The organism is Pseudomonas shirazensis (assembly GCF_014268785.2).
Taxonomy (GTDB): Bacteria; Pseudomonadota; Gammaproteobacteria; order Pseudomonadales; family Pseudomonadaceae; genus Aquipseudomonas; species Aquipseudomonas shirazensis.
The window spans coordinates 16953-31591 of sequence record NZ_JABWRD020000004.1 but is presented as its reverse complement, the minus strand read 5'-3'; the positions used below and the strand labels follow the sequence as shown (position 1 = coordinate 31591).

The 14639-nt window shown below is 61.4% G+C and carries 14 protein-coding genes, 1 tRNA gene and 1 pseudogene; 8 read left to right on the top strand and 8 right to left on the bottom strand.

The annotated features are described in order from the left end of the window. Positions 1 to 18 precede the first annotated feature (18 nt). From HU736_RS22300 to HU736_RS20155, 3 genes and pseudogenes are all read left to right on the top strand, one after another. A pseudogene (locus HU736_RS22300) lies at positions 19 to 1287 on the top strand (methyl-accepting chemotaxis protein); the annotation flags it as partial. A 102-nt stretch (positions 1288 to 1389) separates the two neighbouring features. After that, positions 1390 to 2145, top strand: a complete 756-nt coding sequence (locus HU736_RS22295) for a methyl-accepting chemotaxis protein (protein ID WP_427117824.1) — start codon at positions 1390 to 1392, stop codon at positions 2143 to 2145. A gap of 69 nt (positions 2146 to 2214) precedes the next feature. Beyond that, positions 2215 to 3174, top strand: coding sequence for a cation diffusion facilitator family transporter (locus HU736_RS20155; RefSeq protein WP_103436375.1), 960 nt, complete (start codon positions 2215 to 2217; stop codon positions 3172 to 3174). Between the two features lie 27 nt (positions 3175 to 3201). On the opposite strand, the gene HU736_RS20150 is transcribed toward HU736_RS20155, so the two are convergent. After that, positions 3202 to 3504: a LysR substrate-binding domain-containing protein gene (locus HU736_RS20150; protein WP_367615302.1), complete on the bottom strand. Its 303-nt coding sequence runs from the start codon at positions 3502 to 3504 to the stop codon at positions 3202 to 3204. A gap of 60 nt (positions 3505 to 3564) precedes the next feature. Here HU736_RS20150 and HU736_RS20145 point away from each other — a divergent pair, with 60 nt between their 5' ends. Together HU736_RS20145 and HU736_RS20140 are read left to right on the top strand one after the other, a co-directional pair. After that, positions 3565 to 5235, top strand: a complete 1671-nt coding sequence (locus tag HU736_RS20145) for an efflux RND transporter permease subunit (RefSeq protein ID WP_202883878.1) — start codon at positions 3565 to 3567, stop codon at positions 5233 to 5235. A 19-nt stretch (positions 5236 to 5254) separates the two neighbouring features. Further along, entirely contained in the window at positions 5255 to 6760 is a 1506-nt protein-coding gene (locus tag HU736_RS20140) for an efflux transporter outer membrane subunit (protein WP_186697757.1), read from the top strand. A 32-nt stretch (positions 6761 to 6792) separates the two neighbouring features. On the opposite strand, the gene gcvA is transcribed toward HU736_RS20140, so the two are convergent. Next, positions 6793 to 7695 carry a transcriptional regulator GcvA gene (gcvA, locus tag HU736_RS20135; protein ID WP_186697755.1) on the bottom strand — a complete coding sequence of 301 codons (903 nt, stop codon included), beginning with the start codon at positions 7693 to 7695 and terminating at the stop codon, positions 6793 to 6795. A gap of 134 nt (positions 7696 to 7829) precedes the next feature. Between gcvA and HU736_RS20130 the strand changes: the two genes are divergently transcribed. The 3 genes from HU736_RS20130 to HU736_RS20120 are packed head-to-tail and all read left to right on the top strand — an operon-like array spanning position 7830 to position 10154. Then, positions 7830 to 8459: a glutathione S-transferase family protein gene (locus HU736_RS20130; protein WP_367615301.1), complete on the top strand. Its 630-nt coding sequence runs from the start codon at positions 7830 to 7832 to the stop codon at positions 8457 to 8459. A gap of 24 nt (positions 8460 to 8483) precedes the next feature. Beyond that, positions 8484 to 9530 (top strand): LLM class oxidoreductase, encoded by a 1047-nt coding sequence (locus HU736_RS20125; RefSeq protein WP_186697751.1) that lies wholly within the window; start codon positions 8484 to 8486, stop codon positions 9528 to 9530. A gap of 60 nt (positions 9531 to 9590) precedes the next feature. Then, entirely contained in the window at positions 9591 to 10154 is a 564-nt protein-coding gene (locus HU736_RS20120; protein ID WP_186697749.1) for a methylated-DNA--[protein]-cysteine S-methyltransferase, read from the top strand. Positions 10155 to 10331: 177 nt separating this feature from the next. Here the strand turns inward: HU736_RS20120 and HU736_RS20115 are convergent. The 6 genes from HU736_RS20115 to tolB all read right to left on the bottom strand — a co-directional run bounded on the left by HU736_RS20115 (position 10332) and on the right by tolB (position 14622). After that, a tRNA-Lys gene (locus tag HU736_RS20115) sits at positions 10332 to 10407 on the bottom strand. Between the two features lie 62 nt (positions 10408 to 10469). Continuing rightward, a complete protein-coding gene (gene queC / locus HU736_RS20110) occupies positions 10470 to 11144 on the bottom strand; it encodes a 7-cyano-7-deazaguanine synthase QueC (RefSeq protein WP_186697746.1) in 675 nt (224 codons plus the stop codon). A gap of 23 nt (positions 11145 to 11167) precedes the next feature. Continuing rightward, the gene (gene queE, locus HU736_RS20105; RefSeq protein ID WP_103438711.1) at positions 11168 to 11815 is read right to left on the bottom strand and encodes a 7-carboxy-7-deazaguanine synthase QueE; all 648 of its coding nucleotides are present in this window, start codon (positions 11813 to 11815) and stop codon (positions 11168 to 11170) included. Positions 11816 to 11974: 159 nt separating this feature from the next. Beyond that, complete coding sequence (gene ybgF / locus HU736_RS20100) at positions 11975 to 12790, bottom strand: tol-pal system protein YbgF (RefSeq protein ID WP_101317426.1); 816 nt, start codon at positions 12788 to 12790, stop codon at positions 11975 to 11977. A 5-nt stretch (positions 12791 to 12795) separates the two neighbouring features. After that, entirely contained in the window at positions 12796 to 13296 is a 501-nt protein-coding gene (gene pal / locus HU736_RS20095; RefSeq protein ID WP_043201913.1) for a peptidoglycan-associated lipoprotein Pal, read from the bottom strand. Positions 13297 to 13350: 54 nt separating this feature from the next. Then, entirely contained in the window at positions 13351 to 14622 is a 1272-nt protein-coding gene (tolB, locus tag HU736_RS20090; RefSeq protein ID WP_189691595.1) for a Tol-Pal system beta propeller repeat protein TolB, read from the bottom strand. Positions 14623 to 14639 lie beyond the last annotated feature (17 nt).

The following is a 14639-nucleotide window of genomic DNA, read 5'->3' as shown; positions in this document are numbered from 1 at the left end:
GCTCGAGAAGGAAAACCCATGCTCCTGCGCCGCCTTTCCATCCAGTGGAAGATCACCCTTCTCGCCGGCCTGTGCCTGCTGGTCATTGTTGCCCTGCTGGTGGCCACCTCGCTGACCCAGGCGCGCCGCAGCGCAGCACAGGTGTTCAGCGCCAACAGCGAACTGCTCGACCACAGCGCCCGCCTGCGCCTGCAGGCTCAGGCCGAAACCCAGGCACTGCGCATTCAGCGCTACTTCATGGATGCCTACCAATACGGCAGCGGTTTCAGCCGCCTGGTGCAGGTGCTCAGGCAGCGCGGCGACAGCGATCTACGCGCATCATTGAGCGCACAGGCACGCGCGGCGCTGGTGGGCAATCCTGGCCTGATCGGCTTGTATCTGGTGTTCCAACCGAACGCCCTCGACAGACAGGATGCGCGCTTCATCAACCAGCCCCAGGATGGCAGCAACGACAGCGGGCGCTTCTCGCTGTACTGGTCGCAAGCACAGTCTGGCACGCTGACCGCCGAAGCCATGCCCGAGGCGATGCTTGCCGACAGCAGCATTGGCGCCAACGGCTCGCCCTACAACCGCTGGCTGACCTGCCCGGAGCAAACCGCCAAGGCTTGCGTGGTCGATCCCTACTTCGACGAAATCAACGGCCAGCAGGTGCTGATTACCAGCATCGCCCTGCCAATCATGGATAACGGCAAGGTCATCGCCGTAGTCGGCCTGGACATCAGCCTGGACAACCTCCAGCAGTTGAGCCTGAGCGGCCGTCAGGAGCTGTTCGATGGCCAAGGCCAGGTCAGCATTGTCAGCCCGGCGGGCTTGCTCGCCGGCCACAGCGCCGATGCCGCGCAACTGAGCAAACCGCTCGAACAAGTGCTCAGCGGCCCGGCCCGCGAGCTGCTGCCCAGCTTGCTTGCCGGGCAGCCAGTGCGGCGCCTGGATCACGGCCAGATGCGCGTCTCGCAGCCATTTGCGCCTATCCCTGACGCCGCCCCGTGGCAAGTTCTGCTGGAGCTGCCCGAGGCTGTGCTGCAGGCGCCGGCAGTAGCGCTGAACCAACGCCTGGCCGGGCACAACCAGGACGCCAACCTGATCAGCCTGGCCATCGGCCTGTTTGCAGCGGTGCTGGGCTTGCTGCTGGTCTGGCTGACCGCGCGTGGCGTCACCCGGCCAATCCTCATGGTAGCCCGGCGTCTGCAAGACATCGCCAGCGGCGAAGGCGACCTGACCCGCCGGCTGGACTACGCCCGCGATGATGAACTGGGCCAGTTGACCGGCTGGTTCAACCGTTTTCTCGACAAGCTGCAACCGGTGATTGCCCAGGTAAAGGCCTCGCTACAGGACGCACGCACTACGGCGGACCAGTCCGCCGCCATCGCCAGCCAGACCAGCAACGGCATGCAACAGCAGCAACGCGAGATCGAGCAGGTAGCAACCGCCGCCAATGAGATGAGCGCTACCGCGCAGGACGTCGCTCACAACGCCGCGCAAGCCGCCCAGGCGGCACGCGGCGCCGATCAGGCCAGCCGCGAAGGCCTGCAGCGGGTAGCCGACACCCGCAGGGCAATCGCCCAACTGGCCAGCGACATGGATGCGGCGATGGGCCAGGCGAAAGCGTTGGAGAGCCGCAGCGAGCAGATCGGCTCGGTGCTGGAGGTGATCCGCGCCATTGCCGAGCAGACCAACCTGCTTGCACTCAACGCCGCCATCGAAGCAGCCCGCGCCGGCGAAGCCGGGCGCGGTTTCGCGGTGGTGGCCGATGAGGTGCGCAGCCTGGCCCAGCGTACCCAGGTATCAGTCGAGGAGATCCGCCAGGTGATCGAAGGCCTGCAGCAAGGCAGCGAAACCGTGGTCGGCACCATGCAGGCCGGCCAGCGCCAGGCGCAGGACAGTGCGCAGCAGATGGAGCAGGCGATGCCCGCGCTGCAGCGCATTGGCGAGGCCGTCGCAGTGATCACCGACATGAACCTGCAGATCGCCTCGGCTGCCGAAGAGCAAAGCGCCGTGGCCGAAGAAGTTAACCGCAATGTGGCCGGCATTCGCGACGTCACCGACTCGCTCGCCGGCCAGGCAGACGAATCGGCACGCATCAGCCAGGCGCTGAACCATCTGGCCAATCAGCAACAAGCATTGATGGCGCAGTTTCGCGTCTAGTCTGTACTGACCTCGGCAATGCCGAGGCCGCTATCCCCCGGCATTTACCGCCGTACAAGAGTTTCAGTTATGCAGATCTCACCCAAACCGGCTTTTTTCGACCTGACCTGCGAGCAGGGCCTACTGCGCACCTCGATCGCAGTCACTCTCTTCATCGCCACCATCGGTATCGCCTTCGGCCTGGCTTCGGGCTCGTTCTCGATTGTGTTCGACGGCGTCTATTCGCTGGTCGACGCCAGCATGAGCGGCTTGTCGCTGGTGGTGGTCAAGCTGATCACCGCCCACGTCAGCAGCGCGCAGATGTCGCGCAAGTTGCGCGAACGCTTCAGCATGGGCTTCTGGCACCTTGAACCGATGGTGCTGGCACTCAATGGCATTCTGCTCAGCGGCGTGGCCATCTACGCCCTGATCAACGCGGTCAGCAGCCTGCTTGAAGGCGGCCGCGACCTCGAATTCGGCCTCGCCCTGATCTACGCCGTACTGACCGTGATTGCCTGCGTCACCATCGCCGTGGTCGAGGCCCGCGCCAACCGCACGCTCAACTCCGACTTCGTGCGCATGGACGTCAAGGGCTGGGTCATGTCGGCGAGCATTACCGCCGCGCTGTTGATTGCCTTCTGCGTTGGCCTGGCGATTCAGGGCACGCAGTGGCAGTGGATATCACCGTACATCGACCCGGCGGTGCTCGGGCTGGTGTGTCTGGTGATCATTCCGCTGCCGTTGTCGGTGGTACGCCAGGCTTTGGCGGATATATTTCTGGTTACGCCGAGCGACCTCAAGCAACACGTCGACAGCGTCGCCCAGGCCTTCGTGCACAAGCATGGCCTGCAGTCGTTCCGGGCGTATGTGGCCAAGGTCGGGCGCTCGCGCGAGATCGAGCTGTACTTCATCGTGCCTGCCGACATGGCGGCACGGACCATCGCCGAGTGGGACGCCCTGCGTAACGAAATCGGCGATGCGGTGGGCGGCGAAGGGCCGGATCGGTGGATCACGGTGGTGTTTACCGGGGATCCGGAGTGGGCGGAATAGGCTGTTCGGCATGCCGCTCAGGGGGATTCAGGTTTGCTCCATCTCCTCCAACACCCATTCGGTAAAGGCCTTGATTTCTGCACGCTCGGCGTCTTCCTTCTGATGCAGCAGGTAGTAGGAAAAACGCATCGGCCATGGGTGATCCAACGCCTGCACCAACCGTCTGGCCTCAATTTCTGGCCTGACAAGCTCCTGCGCCACCAATGCCAGGCCCTGCCCCGCTTCGGCAGCCTTCATAAGTAACAGGTCATCTTCAAAACTGGTGCCACGCTGCGCACGCGAGTCATCGCCTGGGTAATAGCCCAGCCCATGGCGCAAGGCTATGTCCACAGGGTGCTTGCGCAAATCCACCAATGAAGAAGTCGCCTCAACCCGCACCTCGATATCGGGGTGTTGCTCTGTAAAGCGCCCAAGGCGGGGCACCAGCCAGGAAGCGGCAAAGCGCGCCCGTCAGCCCCTCGCCCTGGGCGCTTTGCCTCCGCTGTCGAACGCGTCACCAACAACCTGGTCGAGCGCTACGACCGGCTACTTGGCCATGTTCTCAAGGACACCCGCCTGGCATTGGTAATCGGTGCAGGCGCACTGCTCAGCCTGCCGATCCTGTTCAACGGCCTGCAATCAGAGCTGGCGCCAGCCGAGGACCAGGGTGAAATCGTGGTCGATATGAAAGCACCCCAGGCAAGTAACCTGGAGTTTCTGGAAGAGCAATCAAAGCGCGTCGAGGACCTGCTGCTGGCGATTCCGGAAACGGGCACCGTATATCGTGTAACAGGCGTCGGCGCCTCGCTGAACAAGGGCTGGGCCGGGGTGATGCTCAAGCCTTGGGATCAACGTTCACGCAGCGCCGAAGACATCATGGGCGAGCTACAGGAACAATTGGCTTCGGTCGAGGGCATAGTTGGCTCCGCATTCCTGCTCGCGCCGCTCCCGGGTTCGGTAGGCGGCTTTCCGGTGCAGATGGTGCTGACGTCCTCGCTCAAGCACGAAGACGTATTCCAGGCCATGGAGACGCTCAAGTCCGCGGCTCGCAGCAGTGGCCTGTTTGCCTTCATCGACTCGGACCTGACCTTTACCAACCCTACCGTGCTGGTGCGCGTAGACCGCTCCAAAGCACACGACCTCGGTCTGGACATGAAAGAGATAGGTGACACCTTCGCCCGGCTGGTCGGCGAGTCCTATGTCAATCGCTTTGGCGCTCAAGGGCGGGCGTATGACGTCATCCCACAGGCGCCGAGGAACCAGCGCCTGACTCCGGAACTGCTGGAGCAATATTACCTGCGCACAGCCAGTGGCACCCAGGTGCCGATGTCGACAGTAGTGAGCCTGGAGCGTGGCGTTGAGGCCAACGCGCTGACCCAGTACAACCAGCTGAACAGCTCGACCCTGGTGGCAATCCCGGCACCTGACGTTACCTTGGGCCAGGCCGTGGCGTTCCTGCAGCAACAAGCCAGCGAGCTGCCTGCTGGCTATCAGCACGACTTCCTCGGTGAGTCGCGCCAGTACCTGCAGGAGCAAGGCGGCTTCGCAATCACCTTCGCGTTCGCGCTGGCGTTCATCTTCCTGGTACTGGCTGCTCAGTTCGAAAGCGTGCGTGACCCGTTACTGATTCTGACCACCGTGCCACTGGCTGCCTGCGGTGCCTTGGCGGCTCTGTTCTTTGGCTTCGCCACACTCAACATCTACACCCAGATCGGCCTGGTGACACTGGTCGGCCTCATCGCCAAGCACGGCATCCTCATCGTCGAGTTCGCCAACATGGCTCAGCGCAAGCAAGGCCTTGACCGCCAGCAGGCAGCACAAGCTGCAGCGCGCACGCGTATCCGTCCGATCCTCATGACGACGGCGGCAATGGTCGGTGGCCTGCTGCCGCTGCTGTTTGCCAGCGGAGCAGGTGCAGGCAGCCAAAGTGCATTGGCGGTGGTACTCATCTCAGGGTTGCTGGTCGGCACGTTATTCACCTTGTTTGTATTGCCCGCCATCTATGCCCGTTTTGGCCGACAGCTGAGCCCGCAGCACGACCCGGCAGGTGCAGTTGCACAACCGGTCAGCAATCCCATCTGAGCCGTGGAAAGGACATCCCATGATCATCTTCAAAGCCCCACGCTATTTCACTGCGCACAAGGCAAGGCTGACACCTTTGCTTCTGGTAATGCTGGCAGGCTGTTCGCAAGTCCCCCAGCACCTCCGTCCGGACGAACCGCAGCATTGGCTGTTCAAGGAGAGTCAGACAACGGCAGCCGAAACCTCCTGGAAATCTGCCGAGCCTGGCGAAGCACAAATGCGCGGCGAGTGGTGGACAATATTCAACGACCCGCACTTGGATACTCTGGAGGCTCAGGCAATACAAGCCAACCCGGGCCTGGAAATTGCTGCAGCCAGGCTCAAGCAGGCGCGCGCGCTGCAGCGCAGCGCAAAAGCTGACACGTTACCCCGCCTGGATGCAGCATTCGGCCCGATGCGCCAACGCGAATCTGCCGCTGCGCAAGGCCTGCATGGCGAGCAGGCAGCCAACACATTCGGGTTTTGGCGGGCAGAGCTGGGCATAAGCTACGAAGCAGACCTGGCTAGCAGAATCGATGCCGAGGTGGGGGCGGCAAGTGCCGAGCTGGACAACAGCGGAGCGCTGTACCGCAGCGTGCTGATGGCATTGCAGGCCGACGTTGCAGAGCTGTACTTCACCGTGCGCGAACTGGACACACAGATGGAGGTGTACCGAGGAACCCTGGCCTTGCGCAGCGATACTTACAGGCTGATCAAACACCGGTACGACAATGGCGACGCGGGTGAACTTGATCAGGTGCGAGCGCAGAGCGAACTGGAAGCCGCCCGAGTTGAAGCACTGGGAATCGAACACAACCGGCTGCTGGCAGAGCATGCACTGGCAACGCTGCTTGGCTTGCCACCCGCGCAGTTCAGTCTCCAGCCACAGCGCCTTGCCCTGCGCGACATACGCATCCCCGCCGGACTGCCCTCGGCGCTGCTTGAACGGCGACCGGACATCGCGGCCGCAGAACATGCAATGGCTGCAGCCAACTACCGGATCGGTATCGCCAAAGCGGCATATTTCCCCAGGCTGCAGTTGACTGCCACCGGCGGCTTTGAATCGCGAGAGCTGGGCAACCTGTTCGAGTGGTCCAATCGTGCCTTCCTGCTCGGCCCGCTGGCGGGTGCGGTGATGACGCTGCCACTGTTCGACGGTGGCCGGCGCAAGGCTACGGTCGCGTACTCGCGGGCAGCGTACGAAGAAGATGTCGCCCGGTACCGGGAGGTAGTGCTGAAGGCGTTTGCCGAAGTCGAGGACAAACTGGCCGGGCTGCGTATCATCGCCGAACAGTCGCGTGCCCAGCGCATTGCCCTGGATACTGCCGAGCGGGCGGCTCAGCTTTCTCACCTGCAATACCGTGAAGGCAGCCACAGCCAACTCGATACGATCGACGCGGACCGCACCTTGCTGACCCAGCAACTGGCAACAGCGCGTCTGGAGGCAGAAAAAGCCCGTTCCACCGTGAAACTGATCAGGGCCCTGGGCGGCGGTTGGCAACTTGCAGCCGAACAGCAAGGCAGGCTGCTGGCCGAGCGCGACTAGCACTTTTGCCTGCGGGCGCCGGCCTTCGCCCGCTAGGCGGGCATGTCGGCATCAACTGCCGCTTCGTCTTTGATCCAGCTAATGAATGCCTGCACTTCGGCCCGTTGCAACGACTCCTGACGGCACACGATGTAGTAGGCAAAGCGCGATGGCCATGGCTTGTCAAGGGCCACCACCAGCCTGCCTGAGTCGATGTCTTCCTGAGCGTGGGTATCTTGCACCAGCGCGATACCCTGTCCTGCTGCTGCAGCGCGCAGTAGCAGCAGGTCTTCCTCGAAACTGGCACCGCGCTTGGCCTGCTCGCCCGCGTCCACCCCGAGGGCCTGCAGCCAGAGCGTCCAGTCAGCCCGGTCGGCATCCTGCAACAGCGGGTAGTCGAGGCAGTCCAGCGGGTTCTTGATAGGACGCCCCTTGGCCAGCAGCGCCGGGCTTGCCACAGGTAGCAGCACGGGTGCCATCAACCGGATGGATTCCAGGCCCGGGTAATGGCCCAGCCCGTGGCGCAGGGCGACGTCGATCCGGTCGCGCTTGAAATCGACAATCTTGGCAGATGCCTCGACACGCACCTCGATATGTGGATGCAGCTCATGAAAGCGCCCGAGCCGCGGCACCAGCCAGGCCGAGGCAAACGAGGGCACGGTACTGATCGTTATGGCCTTTTCCGACGCCAGCGATTGCAAGGTCGACAGAGACTTTTCTATCTGGTCGAACCCACGGAGCAATCCCGGGTGCACCCGCGCACCGGCTTCGGTGAGGTAGACACCGTGGCGCGCGCGGACGAACAGCGGCACGCCAATGCGATCCTCGAGCAGGCGGATCTGCTGGCTGACTGCCCCAGGCGTTACACCCAGGCTCTCGGCAGCGGCTTTCAAACTCCCCAAGCGCCCTGTTTCGGTGAATGCCCGCAAAGCAAGTAACGGCAGTACAGCGCCCATAGGGACCTCATTATTTAGATTTTCTAACTCGAGAATGAAGAATTCATCGTTTCTCATAGGTACTCAGCAGTTCTAGGATAGCGCTACACACATTTGACAGAAAGCCCAGAATAGAAGGTTGAACGCAAATGAAAGTGCCGGACCTGATTCTTTATACCGATAGCTCACCTAATGGCTTCAAGATAACTGTGGCACTGGAGGAGTTGGGTTTGCCTTACGAGTTGCGGCACGTTCGCATTGAACAAGGTGAGCATCGCCTGACTGAATTTCTTCGGCTCAACCCGCACGGACGCATCCCAGTGCTGGTCGACCAAGGCAGCAACATCGTGCTGTTTGAATCCGCCGCGATCCTGCTGTACCTAGCTGAGAAAACCCAGCGGCTGCTTCCTGACGCGCCGCAGCAACGCTGGGCAGCCATCACCTGGCTGATGTTCCATGCTTCCAGCACCGGCCCTATTCTTGGGCAACGGGTGCATTACGAGATTTTCGACAAGCAATCTGACCCGGCTGTAGCGCGACGTTTTCGAACGCTGACCGAGCAAGCGTTCGCGACCCTGGACAACCAACTCAAGGACAACCACTGGCTGGCCGGCGATACCTACAGCATTGCCGACATCGCCACGTTCGGCTGGATGCACATCGCCCGCTTGATCGCTTTCGATTTCAACCAGTTCAGCCACTTGAGCACCTGGTACCAACGCATGACCGAACGCCCTGCAGTGCAGCGCGGTATCAGCCTGCCCCACCCCGCCACCGGCCCCTGAACATGCCCCTGGAAGGAACCCGACATGAACCAGCCCGTGATCGAAAACCCAACATTTACCACTACCGGGGCCAGCGCACCGGCATTTGCCAGTCATCCCGGATACCGGCGGATGTTTGCCGAGGGTCAACTGACCCTCGGCATCTTTCTCCCGCTGCGCTTTTATGAAGGCGATATGAACGTGTTGGCCGGCCAGGCCGAACTGGTCCAACGGCTGGACGCTCGCGGTTTTGCAGCCACCTGGGTACGCGATGTGCCGTTGTTCGACCCTTATTTCGGCGATGCAGGGCAGCTGTTCGATCCCTTTACCTACCTGGCATTTCTAGCCGGGCAGACTCGCCACATCAGCCTGGCTACCGGCAGCGCAATATTCAGCTTGCGCCACCCCATCGACCTGGCCAAGGCTGCCACCAGCATCGACCAGCTGTCTGGCGGGCGACTGGTAATGGGCATCGCCTCCGGCGATCGGCCCGTCGAATTTCCAGCCTATGGCATCGAGCATGCGAGTCGAGGCGAACGCTTTGTCGAGGCGGTCGACTACTTCCGGCAATTGACGCAAGGCGATGGCTCACCGATCAACTCCTCGCTGGGGCAGTTGGACAATGCGCGGCTGCTGCCGAGGCCGGCAACCGGCCGCATCCCGCTGCTGGTAACCGGCTCCTCCAGGCAATCCCCGCAGTGGCTGGGTACCCACGCAGATGGATGGCTGACCTATCCGGAGTCTACCCAGAACAGCCTTGGACCCAAGCGCCTGGCCGAAAAAGTCCGAGCATGGCGCGCCATGATTCCTGACCAGGGCTTCCGCCCGCACGTCACCAACGAATGGATCGACCTCGATGAGAATCCGGACTTCCCGCGCACACCGCTGCATGGCGGCTATGTATTGAAGACCGGGCGCAAAGGCTTGATCGCGCTGCTGCAAGAATGGCAGGAGGCCGGCGTCAACCATGCCGCACTGGGCATGCACATGGCGCAACGACCACCTGCCGACATCATCGATGAACTAGCCAGCGAGGTACTGCCGCTGTTCCCTTCGTTGCCAGGCCCCACCCCCCTGGCCCAGCACTGGTAGCACCAACGCCCAGCCGCCCGCCCGCGCGACTGCGCGCGGGCGACCCTGAAGGAACTCGTCATGGCTACGCTCATTGTGCCGCAGGAGGCCCGCGGCCATCTGGATACTCGACTTGGGCGCATCGACATGCTGGTCGATCACCGCGGCGCATTGCTGCGCGTGGATTTCCGTATGCGGGATGCTGCCGGACCAGGCAGCGAGTACGCGCAAGCACGTGAAGCCCAGGATGCGGTTGCCGATGTCAGGCAGCAGTTACTTGAGTATTTCAGCGGCGCCCGCCGTGACTTCTCGCTACCCATGGCACCGCGCGGCAGCCCCTTTCTGAAACAGGCCTGGGCACTGCTCGCCCAGATCCCCTATGGCACAGTCACGACCTACGGTGAGCTGGCCAGAACCCTGGGCAAACCTGGCGCAGCCAGAGCCATTGGCATGGCCAATGCCATCAACCCGATTTCGATCATCGTGCCCTGCCACCGCGTGATTGCTGCCAATGGAACACTCAGCGGCTACAGCGGCGGGATCGACAAAAAACGCGGCCTTTTGACCCTTGAGGCCGAGCATTCACGCGAGGATCTTTTTCAGATAGGCAACAGCTGGACAGAGCCTGACAAGTCGATGCTGTAGATGACCAACCGCTACGCCAGTGGTGTAAGCCGAAATCCGAGCGCCCAGAACGAAAAAGCCCGCCATGAGAGGCGGGCTTTTCATCTTGATTTCACACTGGAACTAGCTTGAGGCTTGCTCTGTACGGATGCATTACCGCGAGACTAGTCCCTGGTACATCACAGACCGCTGTAAAGATGGTGGGTCGTGTAGGATTCGAACCTACGACCAATTGGTTAAAAGCCAACTGCTCTACCAACTGAGCTAACGACCCTTTTGATGGCGCGTATAATACTGATTTCTAACGAGAAATCAACACCCCATCAGTAAAAAGGCTTAAAAGTAACGGGTCGGATCTTCCACACCGACCGCCATGAAGCCGTCCGCGCGCAAGCGGCAGCTGTCGCACTTGCGGCAGGCACGGCCCTGATCATCGGCCTGGTAGCAGGACACGGTCAGGCTGTAATCAACGCCGCGGGCAATCCCGGCCTGGACGATCTGCGCCTTGCTCATGTTCTGCAGCGGCGCCTGAATGCGGAAGCCCTGCCCTTCAACACCGGCCTTGGTGGCCAGGTTGGCCATGCGTTCGAATGCTTCGACGAACTCAGGACGGCAGTCCGGGTAGCCCGAGTAATCCACCGCATTGACGCCGATGAAGATATCGCGCGCCTGCAGTACTTCGGCCCAACCCAGGGCCAGCGACAGGAACACGGTGTTGCGCGCCGGCACGTAGGTGACCGGAATGCCTTCGCCAAGCGCCTCAGGCACGTCGATGCTACTGTCGGTCAACGCCGAGCCACCGATGCCATCCAGGTTGAGACCGATCACCTTGTGCTCGACTACTCCCATGTCGCGGGCCACCCGGGCGGCTGCGTCGAGCTCGGCGCGATGACGCTGGCCGTAGTCAAAACTCATGGTGTAGCAGCTGTAGCCATCGGCCTGGGCCATGGCGACCACGGTGGCCGAATCGAGGCCACCGGAAAGCAGGATTACCGCGCGTTTGTCAGTCATGTCTTGGTCCTTGTCCTTGGGTTTCAGCGGCCGGGTTCGTCGTTCCACAGCAGCTTGTGCAGCTGCAACTGGAAGCGCACCGGAAGGTTGTCGGCAACGATCCAGTCAGCCAGATCACTGGCACTGACCTGATGATGGCTAGGCGAGAACAGTACTTCGCCTGCGCGCTGATCGAGGTTGTACTGGATCAGCTTGGAGACAGCCCAGTCGTAGTCTTCGCGCGAACAGATGACGAACTTGACCTGGTCATTGCGGGTCAGCAGCTCGATGTTCTCGTAGCGGTTGCGGTGCGATTCTTCCGAGGCCGGGGTCTTCAGATCGACCACACGGCTGACGCGGTTGTCGACTTTGGAAATATCCAGCGCGCCGCTGGTTTCCAGCGACACCTCGTAGCCTGCATCGCACAAACGCTCGAGCAGTGGCAACGCGTTGGGCTGAGCCAATGGCTCGCCACCGGTAACGCAGATATACCGCGGACGAAAGCCCGCCACCTGCTCCATGATCGAATCCAGGCTGCGAATCGTACCGCCGGTAAAGGCATAGGCGCTGTCACAGTACTGGCAGCGCAACGGGCAGCCAGTCAGGCGGACGAACACGGTAGGCAGGCCAGCCGTGCGCGTTTCACCCTGCAACGAGTAAAAGACTTCGGTGATGCGTAAGGTATCTTGCATGATCGCCACGGGCGTGACAGCTAAACAGGCTGTCCGCCTCCTTCAGGCACTGTCGCGGACTCGACAAGGCGTTATCCGCAGCAGCGTGTTTACGTAAAAGGGCCAAGAGTCTAACGAAAAAACCCGCGCCAGGCGCGGGTTTTCTCACAAACGGGCTGCTTAGAGCTTTTGCAGGTCGCGTTGCGCCAGTTGCGCGGCGGAAGTGCCGGGGTACTGGGTAACTACTTGCTGCAGAATGCCTTTGACCTTGTCGGTACGGCCCAGGCGACGTTCGACGTCGGCCAGCTTGTACAAGGAATCAGGCACTTTGCTGTGCTTGGGATACGACTGGCTGACCTTGGCAAACGCCTGAGCTGCACCTTGCAGGTCGCCCTTGGCCAGGTTCACCTCACCCAGCCAGTATTGCGCGTTGCCGGCATACTGGCTGTTAGGGTATTTGCGCAGGAAGGCGGTAAACGCCTGGCTGGCCTTGTCGAAGTCCTTCTGCTTGATCAGGTCGAAAGCAGCATCATAGTAGAGCTTTTCTTTCGCCGGATCAGCCGGCTCGCTACCTGCGGCCGGTTGTTGCGCAGCAGCGCCAGCGGCGCCGGCTGCTGCACCGGCAGCGGCATCGGATGCGCCACCGGTTGAAGAATTATCGGGAGTCGCGGCAGGCGCGGCACCACTTGAGATGCGACGATCCAGATCCTGGTATCGCTCCAGGTTTTCCTGCTTCATGCGCGACACATCGTTTTGCAACTCTTCGATGATGCCTTGCTGGCGGGAAATCTGATCCTGCATCTGTTGCAGCTGCATGAACAACTGACCCTGTGCAGAAGCAGGGGTTGAAGCCCCTGCTCCGGCATAGGCGCCGCTCGTGCCATAACCCGCGGGCGGATAACTGCTCGCGTTGTCATCTACTACAGGGACTGCAGCCCACGCCGTAAAGGGCAGGCTGAGTGCGAGGACGGTCAAAGCACGGCGGCACGTACGCATAGGACTTACTTACGCAGTTCTACGCGACGGTTCTGAGCCCAGGATTGCTCGTCGTTGCCGGTGGCAACTGGACGCTCTTCACCGTAGGAAACCAGTTCCAGCTGTGCAGGGGAAACGCCCTGCAGAACCAGGTAACGCTGTACGGCCTTGGCGCGACGCTCACCCAGAGCCATGTTGTACTCGCGAGTACCACGCTCGTCGGTGTTGCCTTCCAGAACAACACGGCTGCCGTTGGACTTCAGGTCCTTGGCATGAACATCCAGAGCGCGCATGGCTTCTGGCTTCAGGTCCGAGCTGTCGTATTCGAAGTAGAAGGTGGTGATTGCGCGCAGGGCGGCTTCTTCGCTCAGGCTGCCGTCAACAGCGCCAGTGTTGGCACCGTAACCAGCGTTAGGATCTACAGCAGCGCCTTCGCCGGCGTTGTCGCCACCTTTGGAAGAGCAACCTACAGCTACAGCCATGGCCAGAGCCAGCGCAGCGAATTTACCAAACTTCAGCATTTCCATCGTGAAACTCCTAATGAAACCCCAGTGTGTTAAGCAAAACGGTGTAACGCCGCATCAGTTCAGGTAAGGGGACCAGGACGGTTCTCTGACTTCGCCTTGCGCGGTAGGAAGCGGGAGCCTCACGCGTCCGTTGAGAGAGACGAGCATCAAGACTCCCCGGCCCTGCTGGCGGGTGGCGTAGATTAGCATGGTGCCGTTGGGCGCAACAGTGGGGGACTCGTCAAGACTGGTCTCTGAGAGAATCTTTACACTTCCACGTTGCAAGTCCTGAGCCGCCACTTTGAAGTTGGTGAAGCCCTGTTGGCGATGAATCATCACCAGGGTCTTCTCGTCCGCCGAAAGTTTGGGGTTGGCATTGTAGTTACCCACGAACGTTACACGCTCGGCGGAACCGCCACTGACCGAAGTTTTGTAGATCTGCGGCTTGCCGCCACGGTCGGAGGTGAAGTAAAGCGTGTTGCCGTCTTTACCCCAGAACGGTTCGGTGTTGATACCAGGGCCGGCAGTTACGCGACTGATCGCGCGCGAACCCATGTTCATCACATAGATGTCCGGGTTGCCGTCCTTGGACAGTACGAACGCCAGGCGCGAACCATCCGGCGACCAGGCTGGCGCGCCGTTGAGGCCTTCGAAGTTGGTGATCTGCTCACGGCGACCGGTGTCGATGTGCTGGACAAAGATACGTGGGCGACGCTGCTCGAACGACACATAGGCGATGCGCTTGCCATCCGGTGCGAAGCGTGGCGACAGAATCGGCTCACGCGACTGCAGCAGGGTCACTGCACGGGCACCGTCGTAGTCCGAACGCTGCAGGGTATAGCGAGTGTTGTTGGCAGAGAAGCGCTCGGCAGTCACGTACAGCATACGAGTGGAGAACGCACCCTTGATGCCGGTGAGCTTCTCGAATGACTGGTCGGCGATGTAGTGCGACATGTCGCGCAACTGGTCGACAGTACCGGCAACGCTGCCAGTCAGCACTTGCTGCTCGGTGGCCACATTGAACAGCGCGTACTGCACCTGCAGACGGCCACCGGACGGCACGATGCTACCGACCATGACGTACTGGGCGCCCAGGGCTTTCCAGTCGCGGAAGATGACTTCGCTGGCCTGGCTTGGCTGGCTGATCATGTTCTGCTTTGGAATCGGCGAGTAGTAGCCAGAGTTGCGCAGGTCATTGCCGATGATGTCGGCCATGTCTTCTGGCAGCACGCTGCCACCCTGCAGGCCGAACGGTACTACCGCGATGGGCGTGGCCCGATCGCTACCGCTGGTGACCAGGATGTTCTTTTCCTCTGCTACGGCCATACCTGCCACGCAGCAGAGCATGACCAGCAGCCCTCGAA